Source organism: Mycobacterium simulans, assembly GCF_900232995.1.
Classification (GTDB): domain Bacteria; phylum Actinomycetota; class Actinomycetes; order Mycobacteriales; family Mycobacteriaceae; genus Mycobacterium; species Mycobacterium simulans.
On sequence record NZ_OCVX01000004.1, the window covers coordinates 115,326 to 134,839 of the forward strand.

General features: G+C 64.6%; 22 protein-coding genes. 6 read left to right on the plus strand and 16 right to left on the minus strand.

The genetic code is table 11. The features are described from left to right. Window positions 1–15: 15 nt before the first annotated feature. From MSIMFI_RS16765 to MSIMFI_RS16785, 5 genes are all read right to left on the minus strand, one after another. Window positions 16–1,083: an acyl-CoA dehydrogenase family protein gene (locus MSIMFI_RS16765; RefSeq protein WP_191498315.1), complete on the minus strand. Its 1,068-nt coding sequence runs from the start codon at window positions 1,081–1,083 to the stop codon at window positions 16–18. Next, a complete protein-coding gene (gene cynS / locus MSIMFI_RS16770; RefSeq protein WP_191498571.1) occupies window positions 1,080–1,535 on the minus strand; it encodes a cyanase in 456 nt (151 codons plus the stop codon). Before cynS ends, MSIMFI_RS16765 begins: the two co-directional genes overlap by 4 nt. 25 nt (window positions 1,536–1,560) lie before the next feature. Continuing rightward, window positions 1,561–2,085 (minus strand): OsmC family protein, encoded by a 525-nt coding sequence (locus MSIMFI_RS16775; protein ID WP_085250131.1) that lies wholly within the window; start codon window positions 2,083–2,085, stop codon window positions 1,561–1,563. Window positions 2,086–2,601: 516 nt separating this feature from the next. Continuing rightward, window positions 2,602–3,438, minus strand: coding sequence for a DUF3097 domain-containing protein (locus MSIMFI_RS16780; RefSeq protein WP_191498316.1), 837 nt, complete (start codon window positions 3,436–3,438; stop codon window positions 2,602–2,604). 96 nt (window positions 3,439–3,534) lie between these two features. Next, a complete protein-coding gene (locus tag MSIMFI_RS16785) occupies window positions 3,535–5,355 on the minus strand; it encodes an alpha/beta hydrolase (protein WP_224770295.1) in 1,821 nt (606 codons plus the stop codon). Window positions 5,356–5,461: 106 nt separating this feature from the next. Between MSIMFI_RS16785 and MSIMFI_RS16790 the strand changes: the two genes are divergently transcribed. The 5 genes from MSIMFI_RS16790 to MSIMFI_RS16810 all read left to right on the plus strand — a co-directional run bounded on the left by MSIMFI_RS16790 (window position 5,462) and on the right by MSIMFI_RS16810 (window position 7,804). Continuing rightward, entirely contained in the window at window positions 5,462–5,752 is a 291-nt protein-coding gene (locus MSIMFI_RS16790) for a hypothetical protein (RefSeq protein WP_186243477.1), read from the plus strand. A gap of 146 nt (window positions 5,753–5,898) precedes the next feature. Further along, on the plus strand, window positions 5,899–6,189 hold the full coding sequence (locus MSIMFI_RS16795; protein ID WP_186243478.1) for a DUF3349 domain-containing protein: 291 nt from the start codon (window positions 5,899–5,901) through the stop codon (window positions 6,187–6,189). 168 nt (window positions 6,190–6,357) lie between these two features. Next, on the plus strand, window positions 6,358–6,681 hold the full coding sequence (locus MSIMFI_RS16800; protein WP_186243479.1) for an ArsR/SmtB family transcription factor: 324 nt from the start codon (window positions 6,358–6,360) through the stop codon (window positions 6,679–6,681). Continuing rightward, window positions 6,678–7,166 (plus strand): SRPBCC family protein, encoded by a 489-nt coding sequence (locus tag MSIMFI_RS16805; protein ID WP_186243480.1) that lies wholly within the window; start codon window positions 6,678–6,680, stop codon window positions 7,164–7,166. Before MSIMFI_RS16800 ends, MSIMFI_RS16805 begins: the two co-directional genes overlap by 4 nt. Then, the gene (locus MSIMFI_RS16810) at window positions 7,163–7,804 is read left to right on the plus strand and encodes a maleylpyruvate isomerase family mycothiol-dependent enzyme (protein WP_191498317.1); all 642 of its coding nucleotides are present in this window, start codon (window positions 7,163–7,165) and stop codon (window positions 7,802–7,804) included. Before MSIMFI_RS16805 ends, MSIMFI_RS16810 begins: the two co-directional genes overlap by 4 nt. Before the next feature lie 6 nt (window positions 7,805–7,810). Here the strand turns inward: MSIMFI_RS16810 and MSIMFI_RS28280 are convergent, their stop codons facing one another. From MSIMFI_RS28280 to MSIMFI_RS16860, 10 genes are all read right to left on the minus strand, one after another. Next, window positions 7,811–8,095 carry a helix-turn-helix domain-containing protein gene (locus MSIMFI_RS28280; RefSeq protein ID WP_224770296.1) on the minus strand — a complete coding sequence of 95 codons (285 nt, stop codon included), beginning with the start codon at window positions 8,093–8,095 and terminating at the stop codon, window positions 7,811–7,813. Window positions 8,096–8,144: 49 nt separating this feature from the next. Beyond that, window positions 8,145–10,142, minus strand: coding sequence for a type VII secretion protein EccE (gene eccE, locus MSIMFI_RS16820; protein ID WP_191498318.1), 1,998 nt, complete (start codon window positions 10,140–10,142; stop codon window positions 8,145–8,147). Beyond that, a complete protein-coding gene (gene mycP / locus MSIMFI_RS16825) occupies window positions 10,139–11,566 on the minus strand; it encodes a type VII secretion-associated serine protease mycosin (protein WP_191498319.1) in 1,428 nt (475 codons plus the stop codon). The genes eccE and mycP overlap by 4 nt, the downstream gene beginning before the upstream one ends. A 4-nt stretch (window positions 11,567–11,570) precedes the next feature. Beyond that, window positions 11,571–13,130 carry a type VII secretion integral membrane protein EccD gene (eccD, locus tag MSIMFI_RS16830; RefSeq protein ID WP_191498320.1) on the minus strand — a complete coding sequence of 520 codons (1,560 nt, stop codon included), beginning with the start codon at window positions 13,128–13,130 and terminating at the stop codon, window positions 11,571–11,573. 37 nt (window positions 13,131–13,167) lie between these two features. After that, window positions 13,168–14,640, minus strand: coding sequence for a nucleotide-binding protein (locus tag MSIMFI_RS16835; RefSeq protein WP_191498321.1), 1,473 nt, complete (start codon window positions 14,638–14,640; stop codon window positions 13,168–13,170). Window positions 14,641–14,764: 124 nt separating this feature from the next. Continuing rightward, a complete protein-coding gene (locus tag MSIMFI_RS16840; protein ID WP_191498322.1) occupies window positions 14,765–15,595 on the minus strand; it encodes an ESX secretion-associated protein EspG in 831 nt (276 codons plus the stop codon). A gap of 50 nt (window positions 15,596–15,645) precedes the next feature. Beyond that, entirely contained in the window at window positions 15,646–15,930 is a 285-nt protein-coding gene (locus tag MSIMFI_RS16845) for a WXG100 family type VII secretion target (protein WP_085250506.1), read from the minus strand. Between the two features lie 27 nt (window positions 15,931–15,957). After that, on the minus strand, window positions 15,958–16,296 hold the full coding sequence (locus MSIMFI_RS16850) for a hypothetical protein (protein WP_186243487.1): 339 nt from the start codon (window positions 16,294–16,296) through the stop codon (window positions 15,958–15,960). 115 nt (window positions 16,297–16,411) lie between these two features. Then, window positions 16,412–17,761, minus strand: a complete 1,350-nt coding sequence (locus tag MSIMFI_RS16855; protein ID WP_191498323.1) for a PPE family protein — start codon at window positions 17,759–17,761, stop codon at window positions 16,412–16,414. A gap of 80 nt (window positions 17,762–17,841) precedes the next feature. Continuing rightward, window positions 17,842–18,138 carry a PE domain-containing protein gene (locus MSIMFI_RS16860; protein WP_186243489.1) on the minus strand — a complete coding sequence of 99 codons (297 nt, stop codon included), beginning with the start codon at window positions 18,136–18,138 and terminating at the stop codon, window positions 17,842–17,844. A 379-nt stretch (window positions 18,139–18,517) separates the two neighbouring features. Here MSIMFI_RS16860 and vapB point away from each other — a divergent pair, with 379 nt between their 5' ends. Further along, the gene (gene vapB / locus MSIMFI_RS16865; RefSeq protein ID WP_191498324.1) at window positions 18,518–18,745 is read left to right on the plus strand and encodes a type II toxin-antitoxin system VapB family antitoxin; all 228 of its coding nucleotides are present in this window, start codon (window positions 18,518–18,520) and stop codon (window positions 18,743–18,745) included. A gap of 271 nt (window positions 18,746–19,016) precedes the next feature. Here the strand turns inward: vapB and MSIMFI_RS16870 are convergent, their stop codons facing one another. Beyond that, complete coding sequence (locus MSIMFI_RS16870; RefSeq protein WP_191498609.1) at window positions 19,017–19,331, minus strand: PepSY domain-containing protein; 315 nt, start codon at window positions 19,329–19,331, stop codon at window positions 19,017–19,019. Window positions 19,332–19,514: the final 183 nt, after the last annotated feature.

A 19,514-nucleotide genomic window follows, 5' to 3' on the forward strand; every position in this document is an offset into this window, starting at 1 on the left:
GACCCGGCCCGTCGCTCAGGGGCACCCGCCTAGTTCCCAACGCAATTGGGCCTCGGACGGCGACTGGACGGGAATGAACGCCGCCTCCCGGTATCGCCGGCTGGCCGGCGTTTTGCTCGCGTAACCCTTGCCGCCCGCGGTACGGATCTCCAATGCCGCGCTGGTGCTGGCGATCTCGGCTGCAGTAAGCCGCAGCGACAGCAATTCCCTCTTGCTCGGCGGACGCGGCCCACCGACAGCCCCGGCCAGGCTGGCCAAGGTTGTCTCCGCCAACGCCACCTTGCCCGCGATCAACTCGACATCGGGAGCGAACACCGAGTTGACTCCGGTCAGCCCAATCTTGGCCTGTATCAACGTGGTTCGGGCCAGCCCGATGCACATGGCCGCTTGCAGGACCAGAAAAGTGGGACGAACGGCGTCGATAAACCCATCGAAGTCACTCGTCAACACCTGCTCGTCAGCGATGTAGGCGTCCTTCAGTTCCAGATACGACGAGGCCGTGCTGTCCATCGCCAACAGCTTGAAGTGATCACCCAGGGTGATACCCGGGGTGTTCAACGGCAGCGCCACGATCAATTTGTCGCCACGCTCGGTGCGTGCCGCGGTGACCATGACCGAATCCTGGTACAGGTTGCTGGCCCACCTGATGGAACCGCTCAGCTGGTAGCCGCCGGCGACCCGTGCGGCCGTGAGCTCCAGGCTGCCGCAGCCGGCGGCGTCCTTGAATGCGGCGGCCATGCCGGTGACTCCCAGCGTGGTCCCCGCCAACAGGGGTTTGGCGGCGACCTCGCCAAGTGGTGTTGCCGCCGTGAGTAAGTACTCGATCGTCATCCGGTTGGCCCATACCGAGAAACCGGTGCTCATGCATTCCCCAGAGATTAGCCGGATCACTTCGGCCATCTGCTGCAACCTGCCGTCGGCGTTACCCGGGGCGCCCACCCCGAGCAGGCCGGCAGCACCAAGAGCGGCAAAGCTGCGGCGGCTGGTGAGCTCGCCGCGGTCCAACGCGCCGGCATGGGCACGAATGTCTGCCAGTAGCTCGGAATCGAGCAGGCCGATCGCGGCATCGATCGTCGCGGTCACGGCGACACCTCCTGTTCAGTGTTGTTCCATGTGTAGTCGAGAAACTTGCCGTCGAAGGTGACAATCACCCGATCGCCATGCGGATCCGTGCGACGTTCGACGCTCATCCGGAAGTTGATCGCGCTCATGATCCCGTCGCCGAATTCCTCATTGATCAGCTCCTTGAGCGCCGGCCCGTAGACCGAGAGCGCCTCATGAAATCGGTAGATCGTCGGATCCGCCAATACCGATGGATCACTTCCGCGGTTGGGGACCAGCTGCAACGCCGTGACGGCATCGTCACCGAGGTCGAGCAGGGCCGTGACGGTCTGGGCATCGTTGGCCGTGAGCGGATGCTGGCCAAGTAGTGCGGAAATGGTCCACACCTTGTCCTTGCCGATTGCTTCCGCGATCTTCGCCCAGCTGAGTCCCTTTTCCAGCCGCGCGAGTTTGATGACCTCAGCGAGGTGCATCCTGGTTTGCGTCACGTCGGGTTGCCTAGCCGATGGACAGGGTCGAGTCGACCGTTGCCGGGCGGCGGAAGGTGTTCACCACGGGCGACCACGCGATCGCGTTATCGTGGATCTCCTTGAGTGTTGCGTCGTCGGCGTCCCCGGCGAGGGTCACGTTGCAGCGGACCGCGGTGAAGCCGAGGACCTTGCCATCCGGGGTGTCGCCAACCCCCCACACGGCGGAAATGTCGATGTCACCCTCCATCTCGACCTCAATCTTGGTAAGGGTCACACCACGATGCGTGGCGTTGGCCAGCAGGCCGACCGAGATGCACGACCCCAAAGCGGCCAGCGTTGTTTCCGAAGGGTTGGGAGCTGAGTCGTCACCCAATAATGCGGGCGGTTCGCCGACCAGCATCGGTGCCAGGTCGCGCACGTAAGTCATGTTGCGGAACCCGGCCTCACAAACCGTCTTGGCCTTCAGGGTTTTCTTGCCACTGCTGGGGTCGGCTTTGGCGGTGCACGACAGCCGGTCCAGGCCCTCAGCGTCGATAACAAGCACGTCCGTCATGAATTTCCTCCGAATCTGCAAAAAAGCGACGGGTGTTTCAGGCGTTAGTGCTCGGTAGGTACCGAAACGTGACGGCGCAAAAAATTGATTTACATGATCGAAACATGACAATGGCGACGCTCGGGTCGGGGAAATGGCCCCGGCGCTGGCTCAACACCGAAATATGTTGCCACCGGCTGGCATACGAAAGCCCGCACACCACCGGCAGGCGCCGATGGCGTGCGGGCTATGCCCACTGCGTTGCTATGAGCACTCTGTTCACTCGGAACTGTCAGCTCGGAAGAAGGCAAAGGTCGAGCTCGTGGCGATCTCGGAGAAGAGAAGTTCGTGGGACAAGGATTCACCCCCTTTCGCCGCTCAGGTATGGACCGCGAGATTCTTTGGCTACGAATCCGCGATGCTTCGTCGCCTTAGTGCACGGCTCGTCCCGTTTTGTGACGGCCAGACGTGAGTGATCTACACCACGGGGCAAAAATGGCGTCGGACGGCTGGCGCCCGGTTCGGGCAGTGGGCTTGTTAGCCAGCTGGCCGCGTCACGAAGTCGATCAGTTCCTCGACCCGGCCGATCAAGGCCGGCTCCAGGTCGTTCCAGTCGCGAACCTTCGAACGGATGCGCCGCCATGCGTTGGCGATGTCCGCCTGGTTGGCGTGCGGCCAGCCGAGTGCCTCGCACACACCGTGCTTCCACTCTATGTTCCGCGGCACAGTTCGCCAGGCGGCCAGACCGACTCGCTGCGCCTTTACCGCCTGCCAAATGTCGACGTAGGGATGACCGACGACCAACGTGTTCGAGCCGCCCGGTCCCCGGCGCACCGCATCGGCGATGCGCGCCTCTTTCGAACCCGCGACAAGGTGATCGACCAGCACGCCGAGCCGGTTTTGTGGGCCCGGCGCGAACTCGGCCACGATGTCCACCAGGTCGTCGATTCCACCGAGATGCCCGACCACGACACCTTCGACACGCAGGTCCTCGCCCCAGACCTGTGCGATGAGTTCGGCGTCATGACGGCCCTCGACGTAGATCCGGCTGGCGCGGGCGACCCGGGCTCGCACACCGGACAAGGCGACCGATCCCGACGCCGTTCGCGTCGGGCCAGCGGGTGCCGCGCGGCGGGGCGCCGTGAGAATTACCGGGCGACCGTCGAGCAGGTAGCCGGGACCTAGCGGGAAGCCGCGGGTGCGACCGTGGCGGTCTTCGAGGTCGACGCGGCCGTATTCAACCCGCACCACGGCGCCGACGTAGCCGGTCTGTGCGTCCTCGACAACCATGCCGAGCTCGACAGGGTGCTCGACCGAGCGAGGCTTGCGCCGCCCTCCCCCGGCAAGCACGTCGGTTCCGTAGCGATCCATCACCCGGCAATACTAGGAAGCGGAGCGGGCAATCGCGGGCGAGGCGCGCCGTGCCTGCCTCGAAAATCCTTGTGCCAGTTTTATTTTCCGTGCTGAAACTTAGGGCCGGTACTGGTGACTACTGGTGACGCCGCCGCGGATTGATTCAGGCTCGATATCGATCCCGCCCAAACCCGGCAACGGAACGTCGATATGGGGTAGCTCAACCCTGCCAAGTCCCGGGATGTTGACCTGACTGGGGGTGGTTAGGTGCGGCAAGTGGCGGCCTTCGGCAATCAAGTTGTCCTCGAAGAGGCGACCGGGGTTGCCGGTGACGATGTCCGTCATGCTGCGCAGCGATTCGCTGCCGACGGTGTAGTAGTACGAATGATCGCTGGGATCCAGGCCGTCGGCGCCGGGGACTTCGGCACGAAAGCGTATTGACCCGAAACCGTCCGAGGCGGGGTCAGATCCGAGACCTGCCGAGGCACCCACCAGGTCGCCGAGTTTGTCGTTGAGATAGTTCTGCAGCGTCGAACCCATCTCGGGGACCCAGCTAATGGGATCCGTGGAGGCGGCCCCGACATAGACATGACCACCTTCGGGCAGATGGAAATCGGCGGCGCTTCGCGCCAGATCGGTGCCTGGGCATCCCAGCAATATCGCATTGTTGGCACGCATGCCGCTGTTGGCAAACGCATCGGCCACCGTGGTCGATCCGTATGAATGCCCGATTACCGTGATATTCGCAGGGCCATTGTGCGTTACCCCCAAACCGTTCACATCGGCGGCCAGCAAGTCGCCACCCTGGCGTGCCAACGTCGTGTTCGCGATGTCACGGTCGGTAAAGCTATCCGGTGTTTCGTAGCCCATCCACGCGATTACCGAGGTGCTATCCGGATCCGCGAGCCCGGTCTGGTCGTAGAGCACAGCGGCGTCGTTACGCCCTCCGGCAAGCCAACCCGCTTTCACACTGCTACCGGTGCCCGGGACGATGACCGCGGTGTTGCGGGCCCAGTCGGGGTTACCGATGGCGATGGCGGCTTTGCCTCTACCCTGAAACGCCAAGGGGTCGTATGCCCACAACATGACGGGTCGGTCGGCATTGTTTTGGCCGTCCGCGGTCCACGTCCTATCATGCTCGAGTCCTTCGGCAGTTCGGACGGCATTGGTGTAACGAGTGACATCGTCGGCCGACAACCCGTACTTGCCGGGGTCGCCGATCACCGCCCTGGGGTCGACACCATTGAGCCTGGCGATGTCCTGCACGCGGTGTAAGTCATCGTTCAGCACCGCTCGGTTGACCGGGTCGCGCACTGCCGCGGGAATGCCGTTTAAGTTCCCCAACTTTTGCGGATGCGCCGCGATAAGCCTCTCTTTGTCGTCCTGGCTTAACGAATTCCACCAATTCTCGACGTCTTGGGCACTTGTCCCGTCCGGGGGCAGTTGCGGCATCTCCAGACTGGCCGTCCGCCCCTGCCCGGGGGTAAGGGGAAAGTCGTCGGCGATCGCGGTGAGTTGCTGTGCAGCTCGGCTGAATTCCTGCATCGCGTCCCGGATTACCCCAGCGGCCTCATTGAGTCTTATCTGTCCGGCGGCCAGCAATGCCCGCTGTCCCTGCGGTGTGTTCGCTAACCGGCCGAGGCTTAGCTTGTCCGCCTGCCAGGCCGCAATGACCGCGTCCATCTGCTTGCGGGCATGCAGAAGGGTCTGGCCCGCGCCGGTGATGATCGGGTAGGCGTTGACTTGCTGCGTGTACAGGCGCTTGCGCTGGCCATCCAAGTCGGCGCTTTTGACCTTCGCCGCGTCCGACAGCGCACCGGCCCAGGGCGGCCAGGGCGGCGAGTCGGCCGGCAGATTGGGGACGCGGGGAGACACCGGATCGCCCGTGCCCAGCAACGCCTTCAAGGCCGCAAGGGCAGCATCGATCGATGTCCCCACCCCGACAACGTAGCTAACACGGCGCAACAGCGACAACACAGGTAATCTTGGACGAGCGATTTCGGTTTGCGAATCAAGGGGGCCGTGACAGCGCATGACGCAACCAATGTCCATTGACGCGGCCAAGGTAACGGCGTTTGGCGACGCCAACGATGGGCTGGCGGCCGAAGTGATGGCGTCCTGCGAACCCGATCCGTCCCTGGTTGCCTCAGTCGGCGCGTACGGGGCAGCAGGAGCGGTGTTCAGCATTGCGCTCACCCAATACTTGGCGAAGCTCCAAATGAGCGGGGAACAACTCGCGGACCGTTACCACACTCATGCTTCGGACATCCGGGTGGCGGCCCAGGCCATTGTCACCGCCGACGTGACCAACGCCCAACGCGTTCCGCACCGTTAGCGGCGCGTCCGGTGACGGGCGTTGTGCTTTAACGAATTTGCAACGACGTGTGGCGCTGGCGGTCTGGCGATGTCCTCGCTGTTAAGTTGCTACCCGCGGCGCTAACCGCCGTTGATTGATCGCGGCGGCGTTAGCGAGGTGGATCTATGGATTTGACCCGGCGGGTGTCGAATTTTGTCGGTTTTCTGCGCGGCGGCTACCCCACCTGGATGCCGGTCACCGGTTATGTGCCGTTGGTCGCCCTGTCGCGACGACGGCCATCCGACGACGAAATCAATACCCTCACAAGCGAACTCATTGCGCATCGAAGTTGGCCGATTACCACCGCGGATATCGGGGTGGCGATTACGCGAATCACGCAGGACATGCCCTCCCTGGACGACATCGACCGGGTCAGGTGTCGACTCGATGCGATCAGATGCTCGCCCGGTAGCTAAGAGTTGACCCGAATGGTCACGCAGCGCCAATCAGCTTCGGGGCACCAACCACAACCTCCAAATCGTCGCCGGACTCTGGAACCTCAAGACCCCCAAGCCAATCACGGGTCATCTCTTAGCCAAACTGAGCGTTGATCGGTTCCATCCGTAAGTCTATACTTACGGTTAGTGTTCACTTACCAAAGTACCAGTGAGGCATGGCAGGCCCTGGCAGACGGGACTCGGCGGGCCATCATGGAACGTCTGGCGCACGGCCCATTGGCCGTCGGTGAATTGGCCCGTGACCTGCCCGTCAGTAGGCCAGCAGTGTCCCAGCACCTGAAGGTGCTCAAGTCCGCCGGGCTGGTGTGCGACCGCGCCACGGGCACGCGTCGCATGTACCAGCTTGACCCGACGGGCCTGCAGGCGTTGCGCGCCGACCTCGACCGGTTCTGGACACAGGCCCTAACTGCCTACGCGCAGATCATCGATAAAGAAGGAGACGGCGCATGACACGTCCGCGAACCCACGCGATCCGACACCACATTGTGGTCAACGCCCCGATCGAGCGCGCCTTCGCCGTATTCACCGCTCGCTTCGGCGACTTCAAGCCCCGCGAACACAACCTGCTCGCCGCTCCGATCGCCGAAACAGTATTCGAATGCCGCGCCGGAGGGCACATCTACGACCGTGGCGTTGACGGCAGCGTATGCCGATGGGCGCGCGTGCTGGTCTACGACCCCCCGATCCGAGTGGTGTTCAGCTGGGACATCAGCCCAACCTGGCAGCCCGAAACCGATCTCTCCAAGACCAGCGAAGTCGAAGTCCGCTTCACCCCGGAATCCGCCGAAACAACACGCGTCGAACTCGAGCACCGCCACCTCGACCGACACGGCGCCGGCTGGGAGTCTGTCGCCGACGGCGTCGACGGCGAGGCCGGGTGGCCACTGTACCTGCGCCGGTACGCCGGACTGTTCGGCGTCGAGGTGCGACCATGACCCCGACAGGAAACGGGCCAGCAACAACCCTGATGGACATGGCCCGTGCCGAGCGGTCCGACCTCGCGGCATTTCTGGCTACCCTCACCCCCCAACAGTGGGAATCGCCCAGCCTCTGCGACGGGTGGAGCGTCAAAGATGTTGTCGCGCATATGTTCAGCTACGAAGAGCTCAACGCTGTCGGGCTGCTCAAACGCTTTGTCAAAGGCCGGATCGTCCGGGCGAACCAAGTGGGTGTCGATGAATTCGCTTCGCTAAGCCCACAGCAGTTGCTTGACTTTGTCGACCGCCACCTCCAACCTCGTGGTCTGACAGCGGGTTTCGGCGGAATGATCGCCCTCATCGACGGCACGATCCACCACCAAGACATCCGGCGAGCGCTACAGCAGCCCCGCTCAATCCCGGCGGAGCGGCTCGAGCGCGTCCTCGAACTCTTGCCGAAGAACCCCAGGCTTGGTGCCCGAGGACGAATCAAAGGTTTGCGACTACGCGCCACCGATATCGACTGGGCGTACGGCCGCGGGCCGGATGTAACCGGCCCGGGCGAAGCCCTAATGATGGCGATGGCCGGCAGGCCAGAAGTGCTCGCCGAGCTCTCTGGCCCCGGAAAGTCAACGCTGGCGGAACGCGTCAGCTAACGGGCGTTATTCCGGCAGGAAGTCGCGGGGTGACACACCGAGCAAATGCGCTAGCTCCCAGACCACGTCCAGTCGCGGCGCCGCCTCGCCGTGGTAGTAGCGATAGATCTGCGTCTGAGACACGGGTAGGTCCGGCGCCTGCTCCTTGAGTAGTTTCTGCAGCCGCAACGGGGTCATCCTGCGTACATGCCCGCTGTCGTCGTGCACCCGCACGTTTGTGGCCGAGGCCAACTCCTGCAACCGCTCCGCGAAATAGGTCGTCGCCGGATGCGACGGCTCCAGCTGTGCCATTCCAATCCCCCTCTCGATCAATGCAATTCCCCGCCGTGTTGTGCGCTGACTACTCGCGGCCGGGCCATCGAACCCGGCGTTCCGGATTCGGCGGCACGGGATTGGACTGGCCGTCGGGCGGCGCCGGCGGCGAATCCTGCGGCAGATTGAATTGCCGGCGCGGACGCTGCGGCCGCGACTGACCGTCGGCCGGCTCGGGCCGCGGCGCACGCGCAACCCGTTGTGGCCCTGCGATATTGCGATGACGGGGACTGCCACTCGCGACCGTCAGCTGCCCAGCGTCGGCAGCTGCGGCCGCCGGCGGTGCCGTAGCGGCGATCGGCGCCGGCTCCCGAATCGGTGACTGGGGCTGCCGTGCGGTGCGGGTCAAGGTGGGCTCGGTGGACAGCGATCGGCGCGGAATCGCTTCGGGTTCACCGTGTCCCAGATAGCGGTCTTCTTCGCGGCTACGGATAATTCGCACCTGCTCCGGCTCTCCAGATCCGACGGTGATCTCTATGGCCTTGTCGTCAACCTCCACCATGGTCACATCCGCGCCGCCAATTGCTGCGGTGACCATCTGGTTGGCCGGCTCGTGCAATCGCATCACCGTTCGCGCCGGCACGGTCGTGACGGGACGTCCGTCGAACACGGCGATATCACAGGCAAACGCGCCCGCGGTGGCATAAAACAACCGCGCACTGTCGCCGATGGCGGCCACCAGATTGTCCCAGCGCGTCCTCGAGCTGGTGTGGATGCACACCACTGCGCCGGTCACCACCGCTCGCAAGATCAGCTGCTGCGCAAGCTCAACACTGACCCGCGCTTCAATCCGGCGCCGCTGCGGTTGTCCGCTCTGGTCCCAGAGCGGCACAGCCACCATCCTTCCGTCGTCCGACTGGCCAAGCAGTTGTCCGGACGGTCCGATCGGAATCCTGAGTTCGTCGAGCTCGGAGACGCTGATCGCGGGCAGCGCGACTTCGAAGCTACGGTCGCCTCCCGGAAGTGGGGCCGCCAGCATCAGCCGTTGAACACCGGTGGGCAGTGCGAGATTCGACCCGGGCAGCGGCCGGTAGGCCTTGCCATGGGTCACGTACCGCACCACCGAACCGACCTTGACATCGCCGGTACCCATGCCCGACAGCCGCAGCATGACAACCGCGTCTTCGGTGCGCCACGACCACCACCGGTCCAGCTGCTCGGAATTGAGAGTGGCGGGATCGCCGACATAGGTGCTGATGTAGTTGGGACCGGATTCCACGGTGCCCCAGCGCTCGCGATTGCCCACGGCACCAATGGGTTTGAGTAGGATCGCGGTGAGTTCATCGAGGTCTTCGGCGGACAGCGCGCAGGCACGGATCCGCTCCTGCTGCAAGCGTTGCACCACCCGATGGGTGGCCGACACCAACGCCTTGGGCGCCGCGCGACCCGAGGGGCCGCGGGCGACGATGTCGGTGAGATTTTCTTTGGCGTCCAGGCGCAATATCAGCCAGGTGCGTCGCTGCCCGATTACCGGTCGTGGACCGACGATTTCGGAGTACACCGTGCGATAGGCCGATCCCGACGGCACATGGCGTCCGGTCGACACGATATCGATGTCAATGTTGAGGTCGTAGTGGCGCATCAGCGAGACCACCAGATCCAAAGACAATGCGCTGTCGGTCACCGCTCGACCGGCGGCTTCATAGGTCAGCGCCGGAGCAGCAGTGATTTCGACGGCCGACACCACCATGTAGCCGTCCCAGCGCACGCCGGCGGCGCCCGCGATGACGTTGACGTCCGTCGCCGCCGGTAGTTCGTCGACCAGCGGACGCTTGCGGCGCCGCCAGAACGCCAGCACCACCGCGATCCACTCGACCAACAACACCCGGCCCCGGATCGGAACGAACAGCGCGACAAACGCCGCCAGGCCGATAAGCACTGACGACCAAAGGAGTAGCCCAGCCCCGTTCGGCCCGGTGGTGGTGGGTACCAATGCGCACACGACGACGGTGAACACCAATGCCGATGGCGGGCCGACGCGCAGCCAACCGGTACGGTGCGCCTGCACCCGGCCGCGGCGGGTCATCGCGGCCGTCCCGGTCGGCGGGCACCCGTGGCGGCGACCACCACACCCACCACGATGAGCACCGCCACAACGGTTCCCATTACGATGGCCGCGCCGTACTTCGGCTTGAGATCGCGCGGGCGCGGAGGTGGCGGCATTGCCAGTTGGGCCGCCTGCACCGTCGCGGCGGGTTGGCCCTCGATCGGCACGTCGTAGGTGAGCGCGGCGACGGGGTCGATCATGCCGCGACCGACCACGTTGTCGACGCCCCGCGCGGGCGCGTGTGCGGTGGTGATGATGCGGGTAATGACTTGGTGGGCTGTCAGGTTCGGAAATCGAGACCGCAGTAGCGCCGCCAGACCCGACACGTACGCCGAGGCGAAGGAGGTGCCAGCTATGGGCACGAGTGGGCCGTCACTGCCGGGTACCCCGTTAATCACGGTGTCCCCGGTGGAACTCAGCGACACGATGCCGGATCCTGGAGCGGCGACGTCGATCCACGGCCCAGACATCGAGTTCTGCGCGCGAACGCCATCGGGCGACACGAATCCCACCGACAGCACCTGGTCGTCAAACCAGGATGGAGTCGAAATTGACGTCACGCCACCCCAGTTTCGGGGATCTTCGGGATGCGCGGGATCGACATCCGGGTTGGCCCGGCAGTTGTTCTGCTGACCGGCTCCGGCGTCGATTCCGTTGATGTTGCCCGCGGCGGCGACCACGACGGCGTCTTTGACATCGACGGCGTACTTCAGCGCACCGCCCAGCGTCGCCTGCTCGATCGGAGTGGTCGCCTTCACGCACGACACCACGGACACGTTGATCACTCGGGCACCGAGATTGGCCGCGTGCACGATAGCCCTTGCCAGCGTGCGGATGTCACCGGCGGTCCGCGACGCCGTGGGATCGTCGGGGTTGGCCGAGCCGGCATCGGGGATGTAAGCCGCCGAGGTCTGCCGGATCGCCAGGATCTGTGCGTTGGGGGCGACTCCGATCAGCCCATCGGTGGAAGCCGGTGCGGCGCCGATGATTCCGGCCACAATGGTGCCATGCCCGTCGCAATCGTCGAAGCCGTTGCCGGCGGGCTCGACGTAATCGCCGCCGGGGATCATGCCGGGCAGCCGCGGTTGCGGTCGCACCCCGGTGTCGATGACGGCGACCATCACGCCGGCGCCAGTCGAGAAGGTATGCGCCTTGTCGAGCTGCAGTGACACCGACGGCGGCGGCGGCTTGGACAGATCCGAGTTGGGCAAAACGCCACCGACGACGCAGGCCCCGTTCTTGCGCATCGACACATCGGGGCTCGGCGGGCCGTCCGGCGGTGCGGCGCCGATATCCGGCTCGGGCGGTGGCACCGCAACAGCGGTGCCCACTGGGGTCACCGCGACCGTGGCGGCGACCGTGGCCAGCACCGCAGCCCCGCGCGCGAACGTCAGAATTTTCATTGCGTCAGAACAGGTTCCGCAGGGCCGCGAAGGTGCCGGTTATCCAGACCACCAACGGTGGTCCGGCCAAGATCAGCAAGAACTCCAGGTTCTCCGTGCGGCGCGCCGTCAGTTCGGAGATTTTGGCGCCCGGTATCCGCAATCCGGCCAGCGCCGCCAGCACCACGGCCAGGGCGGCCCCTCCCAACACGCTGAGTTGCGCCACCGGATTGTGCGTCCCCAGCACCACGGTGATCGCCAGTCCGGCCGCCACGGCGAAAGCGCCCAGGAAGAACGTCGCCGCCTGGACACGGTCGGTCAGCGAACGCCCCCGCAACGCCAGTACCAGCGTGGTGATAATCGCCAGCGCGACTTCGCCGTAGAAGTAGTGGGTTTGCGGGTACACCGCGGCCACGGCACCGACCGCGGTGACGATCACCGCGGCGATGAACAGACCGGTCAGGTATTTGTTGGAGGCTCGGGACCGCCGCTCCAGTTGGGCGTCTTCACTTTCGGCCAACGCTACCGAGCGCACCCCGCTGGGGTCATCGAACACCTCGACGACCAGGGCCGCTTCCTCGAGTTCGCTGCGGTCGATGTCCTCCCCCGGCGGCGGCAGGCTCGGTGGCCGGACCCGTGCCAGACCCAGCGCCATCGCCTGCGCGGAGGCGATCAAGATGGCGCCCACGAGCACCGCTACTGCAGCAATCTGGCGTCCGTCGAACCCGGTGTAGACACGCACCGCGGCCGCCGCGGCACCCGCAACCGAAAGGGCGACCACCGCGGTATGAGCGGCAATGCCAATCCCGGTCAGCCACAACACAATCAGCGACACGCCGCCGGCGGTAAAGATGCCGGCGCAGATATTGGCCGCCGTCCAATGCCCATCGACACCGTCATAGGCGGGAACGGCCACCCAGCCGGCGGCCAGCGCCAGTGGCAGCGCGGCCAGCCCCAAGGTGTAGCTGATCTGAGTCGCCCCGCGCCGCCCCGCGATCACCGCCCCCGACACCACAATCAACGTAAGCGCGGCGGTCGGGGGCAGCCACCACGCGATGCTCGATGTCGCCCACCACGCCACGATGCTCAGCACCGCCAGCAGCATCGAACCGGCTATCAGCGCGACCAGACCCAGCACCCGTGCGGTGCCGGGGCTAAACGACGGGAATTTCGCGGCGTTAAACTCGGCCATCGCGTCGGCCGAATCCTCGATGATCGGCCGAAACACCTCGTTGGAGTGCACTTCCCGCAGAATCAGCCGGGCGCCGTCCAGCACCCCCGCATCGGCCAGCGTGGTCGTCCGCGGGAACGCCATCCCACCTTCAACGGCCAGCGAATACACCGCCGCGCGATCGAATTCGATTGCCAGACCTTCGTTTCGGAGGGTATCGACCAGGAACGGCACCAGCCCTTCCATTACCACCGACAGCGGCGCGTGCGCCGACACCGAGGTGTCGACGAAGTAGTTGGCCACATGGATGCACAGCCGTAGCTGCTCTGGTACCGCGGTCGCAGATCCATTCCCAGAGCCGGAGTCCGGGGCCGGCTCGGCCGGCAGCGGCGCGGCGGGCAATACCACTGACATCGGTTGTCCCTCTTCTGGTTTAGCTCTTCTGATTAGCTCAAGCGGGCACCGCCGCCGGCGGTTGCGGGACGGTGAAGTCGTCGGCCAGCATCGCCGCCAACTCTTCGAAGGCGCGCAATGTCTTCTTGCGCAACTTTGCCAGGTCCACCACCAGACCCTCGTCGAGGTGTTTGTCAAACGGGATGCGGTGAATCTTGAGTTGCTGACGTCGCAGCACCGTCAGCAGTGAGTCCATATTGACCCTTGTCTTGCTGGTGGATTCGTTGACCACGAGCACCGTGCGGGCCAGCAGCCCCTCAAACCCGTGGAACCGCAGCCAGTCGATGGCGTTGCCGGCCGCGACCGCCCCTTGTGGCGAGGCCTGCACCAACAGCGCCACCGCGTCAGACTTCGACAGCACCTCACGCACCAGCGGCGAATGCAGGTTGGTGTCGCCGTCCCACAGTAGCAGGCTGTAGTAATGCGAGGCTATTTCATGGACATCGCGGATATCGTCGGGTTCGAGCACCCGGTCGTCGTCGGCGCGCCATCCGTTGGCCAGCACTTGCAGATCGGTGTCGGTAGTCGACAGGAAGCGCATCACGAAATCGCGCTGGGTGAGATCTTCTTCCTGAATCAGATCGACCATAGACAGGTTCTCCGGGTGCGGTGCGGTGCGCATCGGCAGATCGCCGGACGAGGGATCGGCGTCGACCGCCATGACGCCGTCTCCGCGGACCGCGGCGAACACCTGCCCCAGCGCCGAGGTCACCGTGGTCTTGCCGGCACCACCCTTAAGGGTCAGCACCGCAATGGAATACATCTTTTGCTTGCTAGCCCGAATGCGACGCAGCACCTCGCGGTGCGCCAATTCCTTTGCGCCGGGAGCCAGTCCGAGGCCCAGGTGGTTGAGCGCTCCGCGCCAGCCAGTGTTGGCGCGCGGCGAGCGTTCTTCGGTGGCCACCTTGATCAGTTCCTGACGGATACCGGTGGCGGCGGCTTGGATCGGGGCGGCGGGCCGCCGGTACTGGTCACCTTCGGGTGCGGCGTCGGGCCGCGATCCGGGGACGGGGGCCTGCATGCGGGTCTCCACAGCCGCGCTACTACGTGACGCGCTCTCATTTCGCGTCGATGCCGGATCGGCTTGTGGTGCTCCGCGAGGCACGGCCACCTGGCCGCTGTCTTGGGGACCCGAGTGCGCCGCCTGCTGCGGGATGGGTCCGGACGGCGGCCCCCACTGGGGTGCCTGGTGCTGCGGAGGACCCCACGGCGAACCCGGTGCCAGGGTGGGCTGGGGAATTCGCTGTGCAACGGTTTCCCGCTGCCCGGGCGGCGGAGCCGCCGCAGTCAGGGGCCCCGCGGGGGGACCCGGCAAAGGTGGTGCCGGCTGCGGAGGCTGGTCGGCGGGCACCAGCGAAGGCGGCGGTGCACTCTCCTCCGCCGGTTGGGTCTCTTGCGTCTGGGCGTCACCGGACGCGTTACCCCTGGCCAGCTGGTGCCGTCCATTCGCGAAATCGAGATCGTCGGTCACTCGGTCATACCCTTCCCCGGCCAGCAGCGCGAGCAGACGCAAAGGCCCCCGAAACGCGCGGTTTTCGGGGGATTTTGCGTCTGCTCGCCAACCCGAAATTCCGCCACTAACCTACTCCTGTTCCTCAATTTGGCCGCGGTCGCGCAGCGAACCAGTTCTTTGCCGGTGTCAATTCGACCAGGTCGGTCATCGCGGCACGAAACCGTGCGTAGGTCCCGGGCCCGAAGGTCACGTACAACTGACTGCCTTGCCGGCGTACCGCTGACACAACCCGTCCCGCGGACGTGTCAGCAACACCGACACCGGCCGGCGTTTCAAACGTGATGATCCCCTGGTCCTGGTGGTTGACAAGCTCGGCGCGCTGCCCCGAATACGTCGACATTTCATTGAGGATCTTGGCGGCAGCATGGTTGACACCGTGGTCGCGCAGCCAGCGCAGATTCTGCCCGGGCGGGCACATTGCCAGTTCTTGAACCTCTGCCCACGGCAGCGTCACCGACTCCAGGTCTGCCGGCGGCGGAGCGAGCTCATCCCGACTGACGCGCAGTGCTGCCCACAGGGGCGCGCACATCACTTCGTCGACGGACTGCCCATGCGACCACACGCCTTGAATAACGACCTCGTCGTTACGGCGCAGCGCCAGCACGTGATCATCGCCGCGACGAGCCACCACGGCCCGGCGCATCCGGTCGCCTTCCACGGCACGCAACGACACATCGACCTCGGGCCGCTCAAGGACCCACAGCCACTTATGCAACGACGGCTCCACGGTTCCGTCGGGCGACAGCAGGCCGTTGTCTACCAAAACCGGGACGGTGTGGTCGTCAACCACGGCCTGGTCGGCCGCGTAATAGACGTTGTCAAGCAGGGCCAGCACCACGGGCAGACTTTCGATTCCCAGCAACCGCTTGAGGAACAACACCCCGTCGACGCTGAGGTGCGCCGCGGCCAGCATGTCGGATCGCCTTGGTGCGCCCAAATCGTCTGCGCGACCGGACTTTTGCCTCAGAACACTTGGCACTGCTGCATTTCGCAGGCCTGCATGTCGGAGGTGCCGGTGCTCAGCGCTTGGATGACGCGTTGTGAGGCTTCCTCGACACGCTCGTTGACATTGAGGTAGCGCTGAAAAGCGTCGTCGAACGACATGTGCGCATTACCAGTCCAGGTGCCGCGCAGCGACTCCCGATGGGCAATGCCGGTCATCTTCAGTGCCACCGCGGTCGCGTGGATCTGGGTCATCTCCCCGATGCATGCTTCCATGCCGGCGTAGTTGTAGAGGATGTCGGCCATGATGGATCTCCTTTGAAGGTTGGTCTGTTAGGTGTAGATCGACGTGCCGAGCGCTGCTCCGGCGTGCATCACACTGGCGGCGTTGGTGGCTTCCTGGCCGTCGGTCATCTGGTAGCTCGTCTGCAGACCGGTGGTGATCCCGTTGAGGACCTCGTTGTTCTGCACGGCGGTGGAATGCACGTCGGCCAGCACCATCTGGGCCGAGGCAGCCATGTGGCCTTGATTGACGGTTTGGAAGGTGTCCGCCGCCGCGAGCAGCCGCTGGTTGTTGCCGCGGGTCTCATCGACCAGGCCCATGAATCCTTGGGTCTGGGCGAGATGATTGGCCGTATCCATCGAGAACGGCATGCCGGCTGTTGTCGCCATCAGCCTCTCCAATCTTGTGATTTCAGGGGTGAATCGCCATTCCTGGACTTCCACGCCAAGCCGGCATGGCGCACTCCGAATAGCGCTGAGTGCAAGCGTGTTTTCGGCACGAAGCTCATATCGCCTCCTGCCGTTCGTTGACCAGCTCCCCGGCAGACACCGTCTGTAGTTCGGGAGGCTCGGCGCCCCAAACCGGAGTCAGTTCCGGCGCGGGACGGGTGACCTTTTCTTCTTCGTCTTGCTGGGAACGGTGCATCGGATGGAGCGGGGCTATGCCAGCACCGAGCGGCCGCGTCGCCAACCCAACCGGGGAAACGGGCGCGGTTGGTGGTACTGCCCCGTCCCAGCCACTGGGAAAACGGAATCCGGTCGAGGCCGCGGACAGTCCACCCAGAGTGGGGACTCGTATCGCAGCGGTCAGTGCCGGGGCACCAATGTTGCTGCCGGCCAATCGATCCAGCGTCGGCGAAGACGGCTGGGTGTCGAAAAACCCCGGCGAATCGACCCGATGTTCGGGCGATACCTGCGACATCAGCTGACCGATCTGAGATCCGAACTGCTGGACCTGCTGGGTGGCCTGCTGCAGCGGCTGAGTCAGCAGCTGAACCGCCTGTTGCGGGATCTGGGCAGCCTGCGAGACGCCCTGGGCCAGCTGCTGCGGGACTTGTTGCATCAGCTGCTTGCCCATCTTGTCGGTCGCGTTCTGCTGTTGCTGCTGTTGGGATTGCGCGTCGCGGTACCGGTCCAGCGCGTCGCGCGGGTCGGCTTGCTGGACGCCGGCCTTGCTCAACAGCCCGCCCATCACCGCGGCGCTGACGCCTTGGCCCATCATCTGGCTCATCAGTTGTGCTGCCGACTCTGCCTTGCCCGCGGCAAGCATCAAGGTGTCCCCCGCACGTTCGGCGGCGACGATGGCCTGATCGATCATCGGAGGAACAACCGGAGCGCCGACCACGATGGGAATCGCCGGGATAAACGACTCGAACGCAGTGTTAGCGATGGTTGCCGCCAGGTAGGTCTCCTGCACGACGATGTCCTGAATGGTCATCCCGACGTACTGTCCCTCCCGGATGCCGATCGGGATCGTGTTCACCCCAAGGAAATTCGTGGCGTACAAGACCGCGGTGGTGACTCGGTTGTCGATGATTTCCGCCATCTGCGCCATCGTGGTGTAGGCGGTGGTAAAAGCCGCCGCCTGATCGGCGGTTCGCCCTGCCGATGCGACGAGCTGGGCCTGAGTGACCCGCAGCCAGGCGACATATCGTGTCACCGCGGCCAGCACCGCAAGCGCCGTCGGCGACTGCCAAGCGTTCATCAGCCACGCCAGGTGCGCCTCCAAGCGGTCGGCGGCGGCCTCGTAGGCGGCCGCCGCGGCGGCAAAGGACGCAGACGCTTCCAGCATGGGCGCGGCTCCGGCACCCGACATCAGTCGGCCGGTGATCACCTCCGGGGGCGCTGCCACCATTAGCGATCGCCCCCAGCGAAGCGGGCCGGCGAACAGCCGCCCTCGGATCCCCCGACCTCGGTCATGTTCTTCGAGAGCAGCTAGGCCAGCATCGCGGCATTGCCGTCGTCCACCACCTCGTAGGCCACGCCAGAGTTGCCTAGCGCGCCGGCGTAGTGGCCCAGCGTAAAGGTCCCGTGTGCGGCGGTGGCGAGGAACTCCGCGGCGTGCACGCTGGTGTTCAGCGATGCCAACGCCGAAGCCTCATCCGTCCCTGCAACCGGTGGCGCGATCGTGCCGGGCGCGGTGCCGGCTACCACCGATGCGGTAGTGGCGGCGTTGCTGACAACATCCACCACACCAGCCAGCAAAGCCTCTGGTACAACATGAGTGATCACTAGCAAACCCCTTTGCAACCCCAAACCGCCGCAACAGGCCACTGCCGCCTGCGACGATTTTTACCTCTGCTGGTAAATATTTACTGTACACGCTGGTCGCCGCAACTCACCCGTTTCGGCCAGATCCATGGTAGCGGGATCCACTAAGTAACACGTGTTGAATAAGAGCAAACGTGTGTTGAATAACTTAGCTAACTCGTGCTGAATAGCTGTGAGGTTCGACGGGCCGCCTTGTTACTTGCCCGTTCCGGGATCGGGATTTGCGATCGAATCTGGGGCTCCGCTGGAGCTGCCGATATGCCAGTCGAATACGACGGCCTACGGCGTCGGTGCCCCAAAATTGCTGATATCACTGATATCCGCTTGAGGTGGGTGAAACATGCCAGATGTATTGATTAGAGGATTGTCGCGGGCCGCAGTTGCCCGTATCGATGCAGAAGCTGCCGCGCATGGACTCTCCCGCAACGAGTATCTGGTGCGCCGTTTCGAGGCCGAGCGATCGCCCTCAGGGTCAGGCGCGCGGCTCACGATCGAGGATCTTCGCCGCGCGGCTGAAGCTGCCCAGGATCTCGACGATCCTGATGTGATGGAGGGTGCGTGGCGGTAACCACGTGGTTGACCGACAAGTCGGCATACAACCCGCTTAGCCGAATCCCCGATGCACAGATATGGATCGATCGCATCGAGGTGGCGTGGTTCGCATCAGCACCGTCCGACTCGCAGCTACCGCTGAGATATCCGGGCTCACGGTCTTGGCTCTAGACAAGTTTTACGAGCTGATAGCGCAGATTTCGGGGCAACCGATCGAGCGACTTCGTCTCAAAACGTAGCAGCCTAGAGCAACCACAGGTTTCAACACGGAGAAGAATCGAAAGCCGTCAGTCGTCATCGCCGCCCGGGCCGACGGGTAGGGTGCCCAGCACGCGGAAGTTCTGGTCCAGGTGGACTTCCACAACGGTGCCATCGGGTTTGGTGACCATGACACCGTAGAAGGCCGCGCCCTCGTTGGTCTCTTGGTCGACCTCGCCTGCCTTGCCACCGGGCACCGCTTGGCTTGCCGCGGCGCGGGCTTGGTCTGCGGCGGGCCCGGTCACCGGGGTCTCGTCGTCATCGGCTGCGGCGACCCCTATCCCGGCGGCGAGCGCCACCGAGCAGGCGGCAATGCCGACACTTATCTTGGTTCTGCGGTTCATCGATCCGTCCCTTCGTCGGGTAACCGTGGTTGCATAGCCGACGGTAGGTGCTGATGATGAAGCCCGAATGAAGCCGGCGATGGCCCGGTCAGGTTTTGCTTGCGACGGGTGGCGGCAACACCCTCACGGGTGACCGCGCTGATCGATGTGTTTGTGGAGCTGCGACTTTCGATCGGTGCACGA

Coding starts and splice junctions, on each gene's coding strand:
- MSIMFI_RS16840 (WP_191498322.1), bottom strand. CDS start 15,595: ATGCTGGCCGCGGCGCACCTCAGCGTCGACGGGGTGTTGTTCCTCAAG.
- eccD (WP_191498320.1), bottom strand. CDS start 13,130: ATGTCAGTGGTATTGCCCGCCGCGCCGCTGCCGGCCGAGCCGGCCCCG.
- MSIMFI_RS16870 (WP_191498609.1), bottom strand. CDS start 19,331: ATGAACCGCAGAACCAAGATAAGTGTCGGCATTGCCGCCTGCTCGGTG.
- mycP (WP_191498319.1), bottom strand. CDS start 11,566: ATGAAAATTCTGACGTTCGCGCGCGGGGCTGCGGTGCTGGCCACGGTC.
- MSIMFI_RS16855 (WP_191498323.1), bottom strand. CDS start 17,761: ATGGTGGCAGCGCCCCCGGAGGTGATCACCGGCCGACTGATGTCGGGT.
- MSIMFI_RS28280 (WP_224770296.1), bottom strand. CDS start 8,095: ATGGCACAGCTGGAGCCGTCGCATCCGGCGACGACCTATTTCGCGGAG.
- MSIMFI_RS16775 (WP_085250131.1), bottom strand. CDS start 2,085: ATGACGGACGTGCTTGTTATCGACGCTGAGGGCCTGGACCGGCTGTCG.
- vapB (WP_191498324.1), top strand. CDS start 18,518: ATGCCAGATGTATTGATTAGAGGATTGTCGCGGGCCGCAGTTGCCCGT.
- MSIMFI_RS16850 (WP_186243487.1), bottom strand. CDS start 16,296: ATGGCGACAACAGCCGGCATGCCGTTCTCGATGGATACGGCCAATCAT.
- MSIMFI_RS16790 (WP_186243477.1), top strand. CDS start 5,462: ATGTCCATTGACGCGGCCAAGGTAACGGCGTTTGGCGACGCCAACGAT.
- MSIMFI_RS16810 (WP_191498317.1), top strand. CDS start 7,163: ATGACCCCGACAGGAAACGGGCCAGCAACAACCCTGATGGACATGGCC.
- cynS (WP_191498571.1), bottom strand. CDS start 1,535: ATGCACCTCGCTGAGGTCATCAAACTCGCGCGGCTGGAAAAGGGACTC.
- MSIMFI_RS16845 (WP_085250506.1), bottom strand. CDS start 15,930: ATGGCCGACATCCTCTACAACTACGCCGGCATGGAAGCATGCATCGGG.
- MSIMFI_RS16805 (WP_186243480.1), top strand. CDS start 6,678: ATGACACGTCCGCGAACCCACGCGATCCGACACCACATTGTGGTCAAC.
- MSIMFI_RS16795 (WP_186243478.1), top strand. CDS start 5,899: ATGGATTTGACCCGGCGGGTGTCGAATTTTGTCGGTTTTCTGCGCGGC.
- eccE (WP_191498318.1), bottom strand. CDS start 10,142: ATGACCCGCCGCGGCCGGGTGCAGGCGCACCGTACCGGTTGGCTGCGC.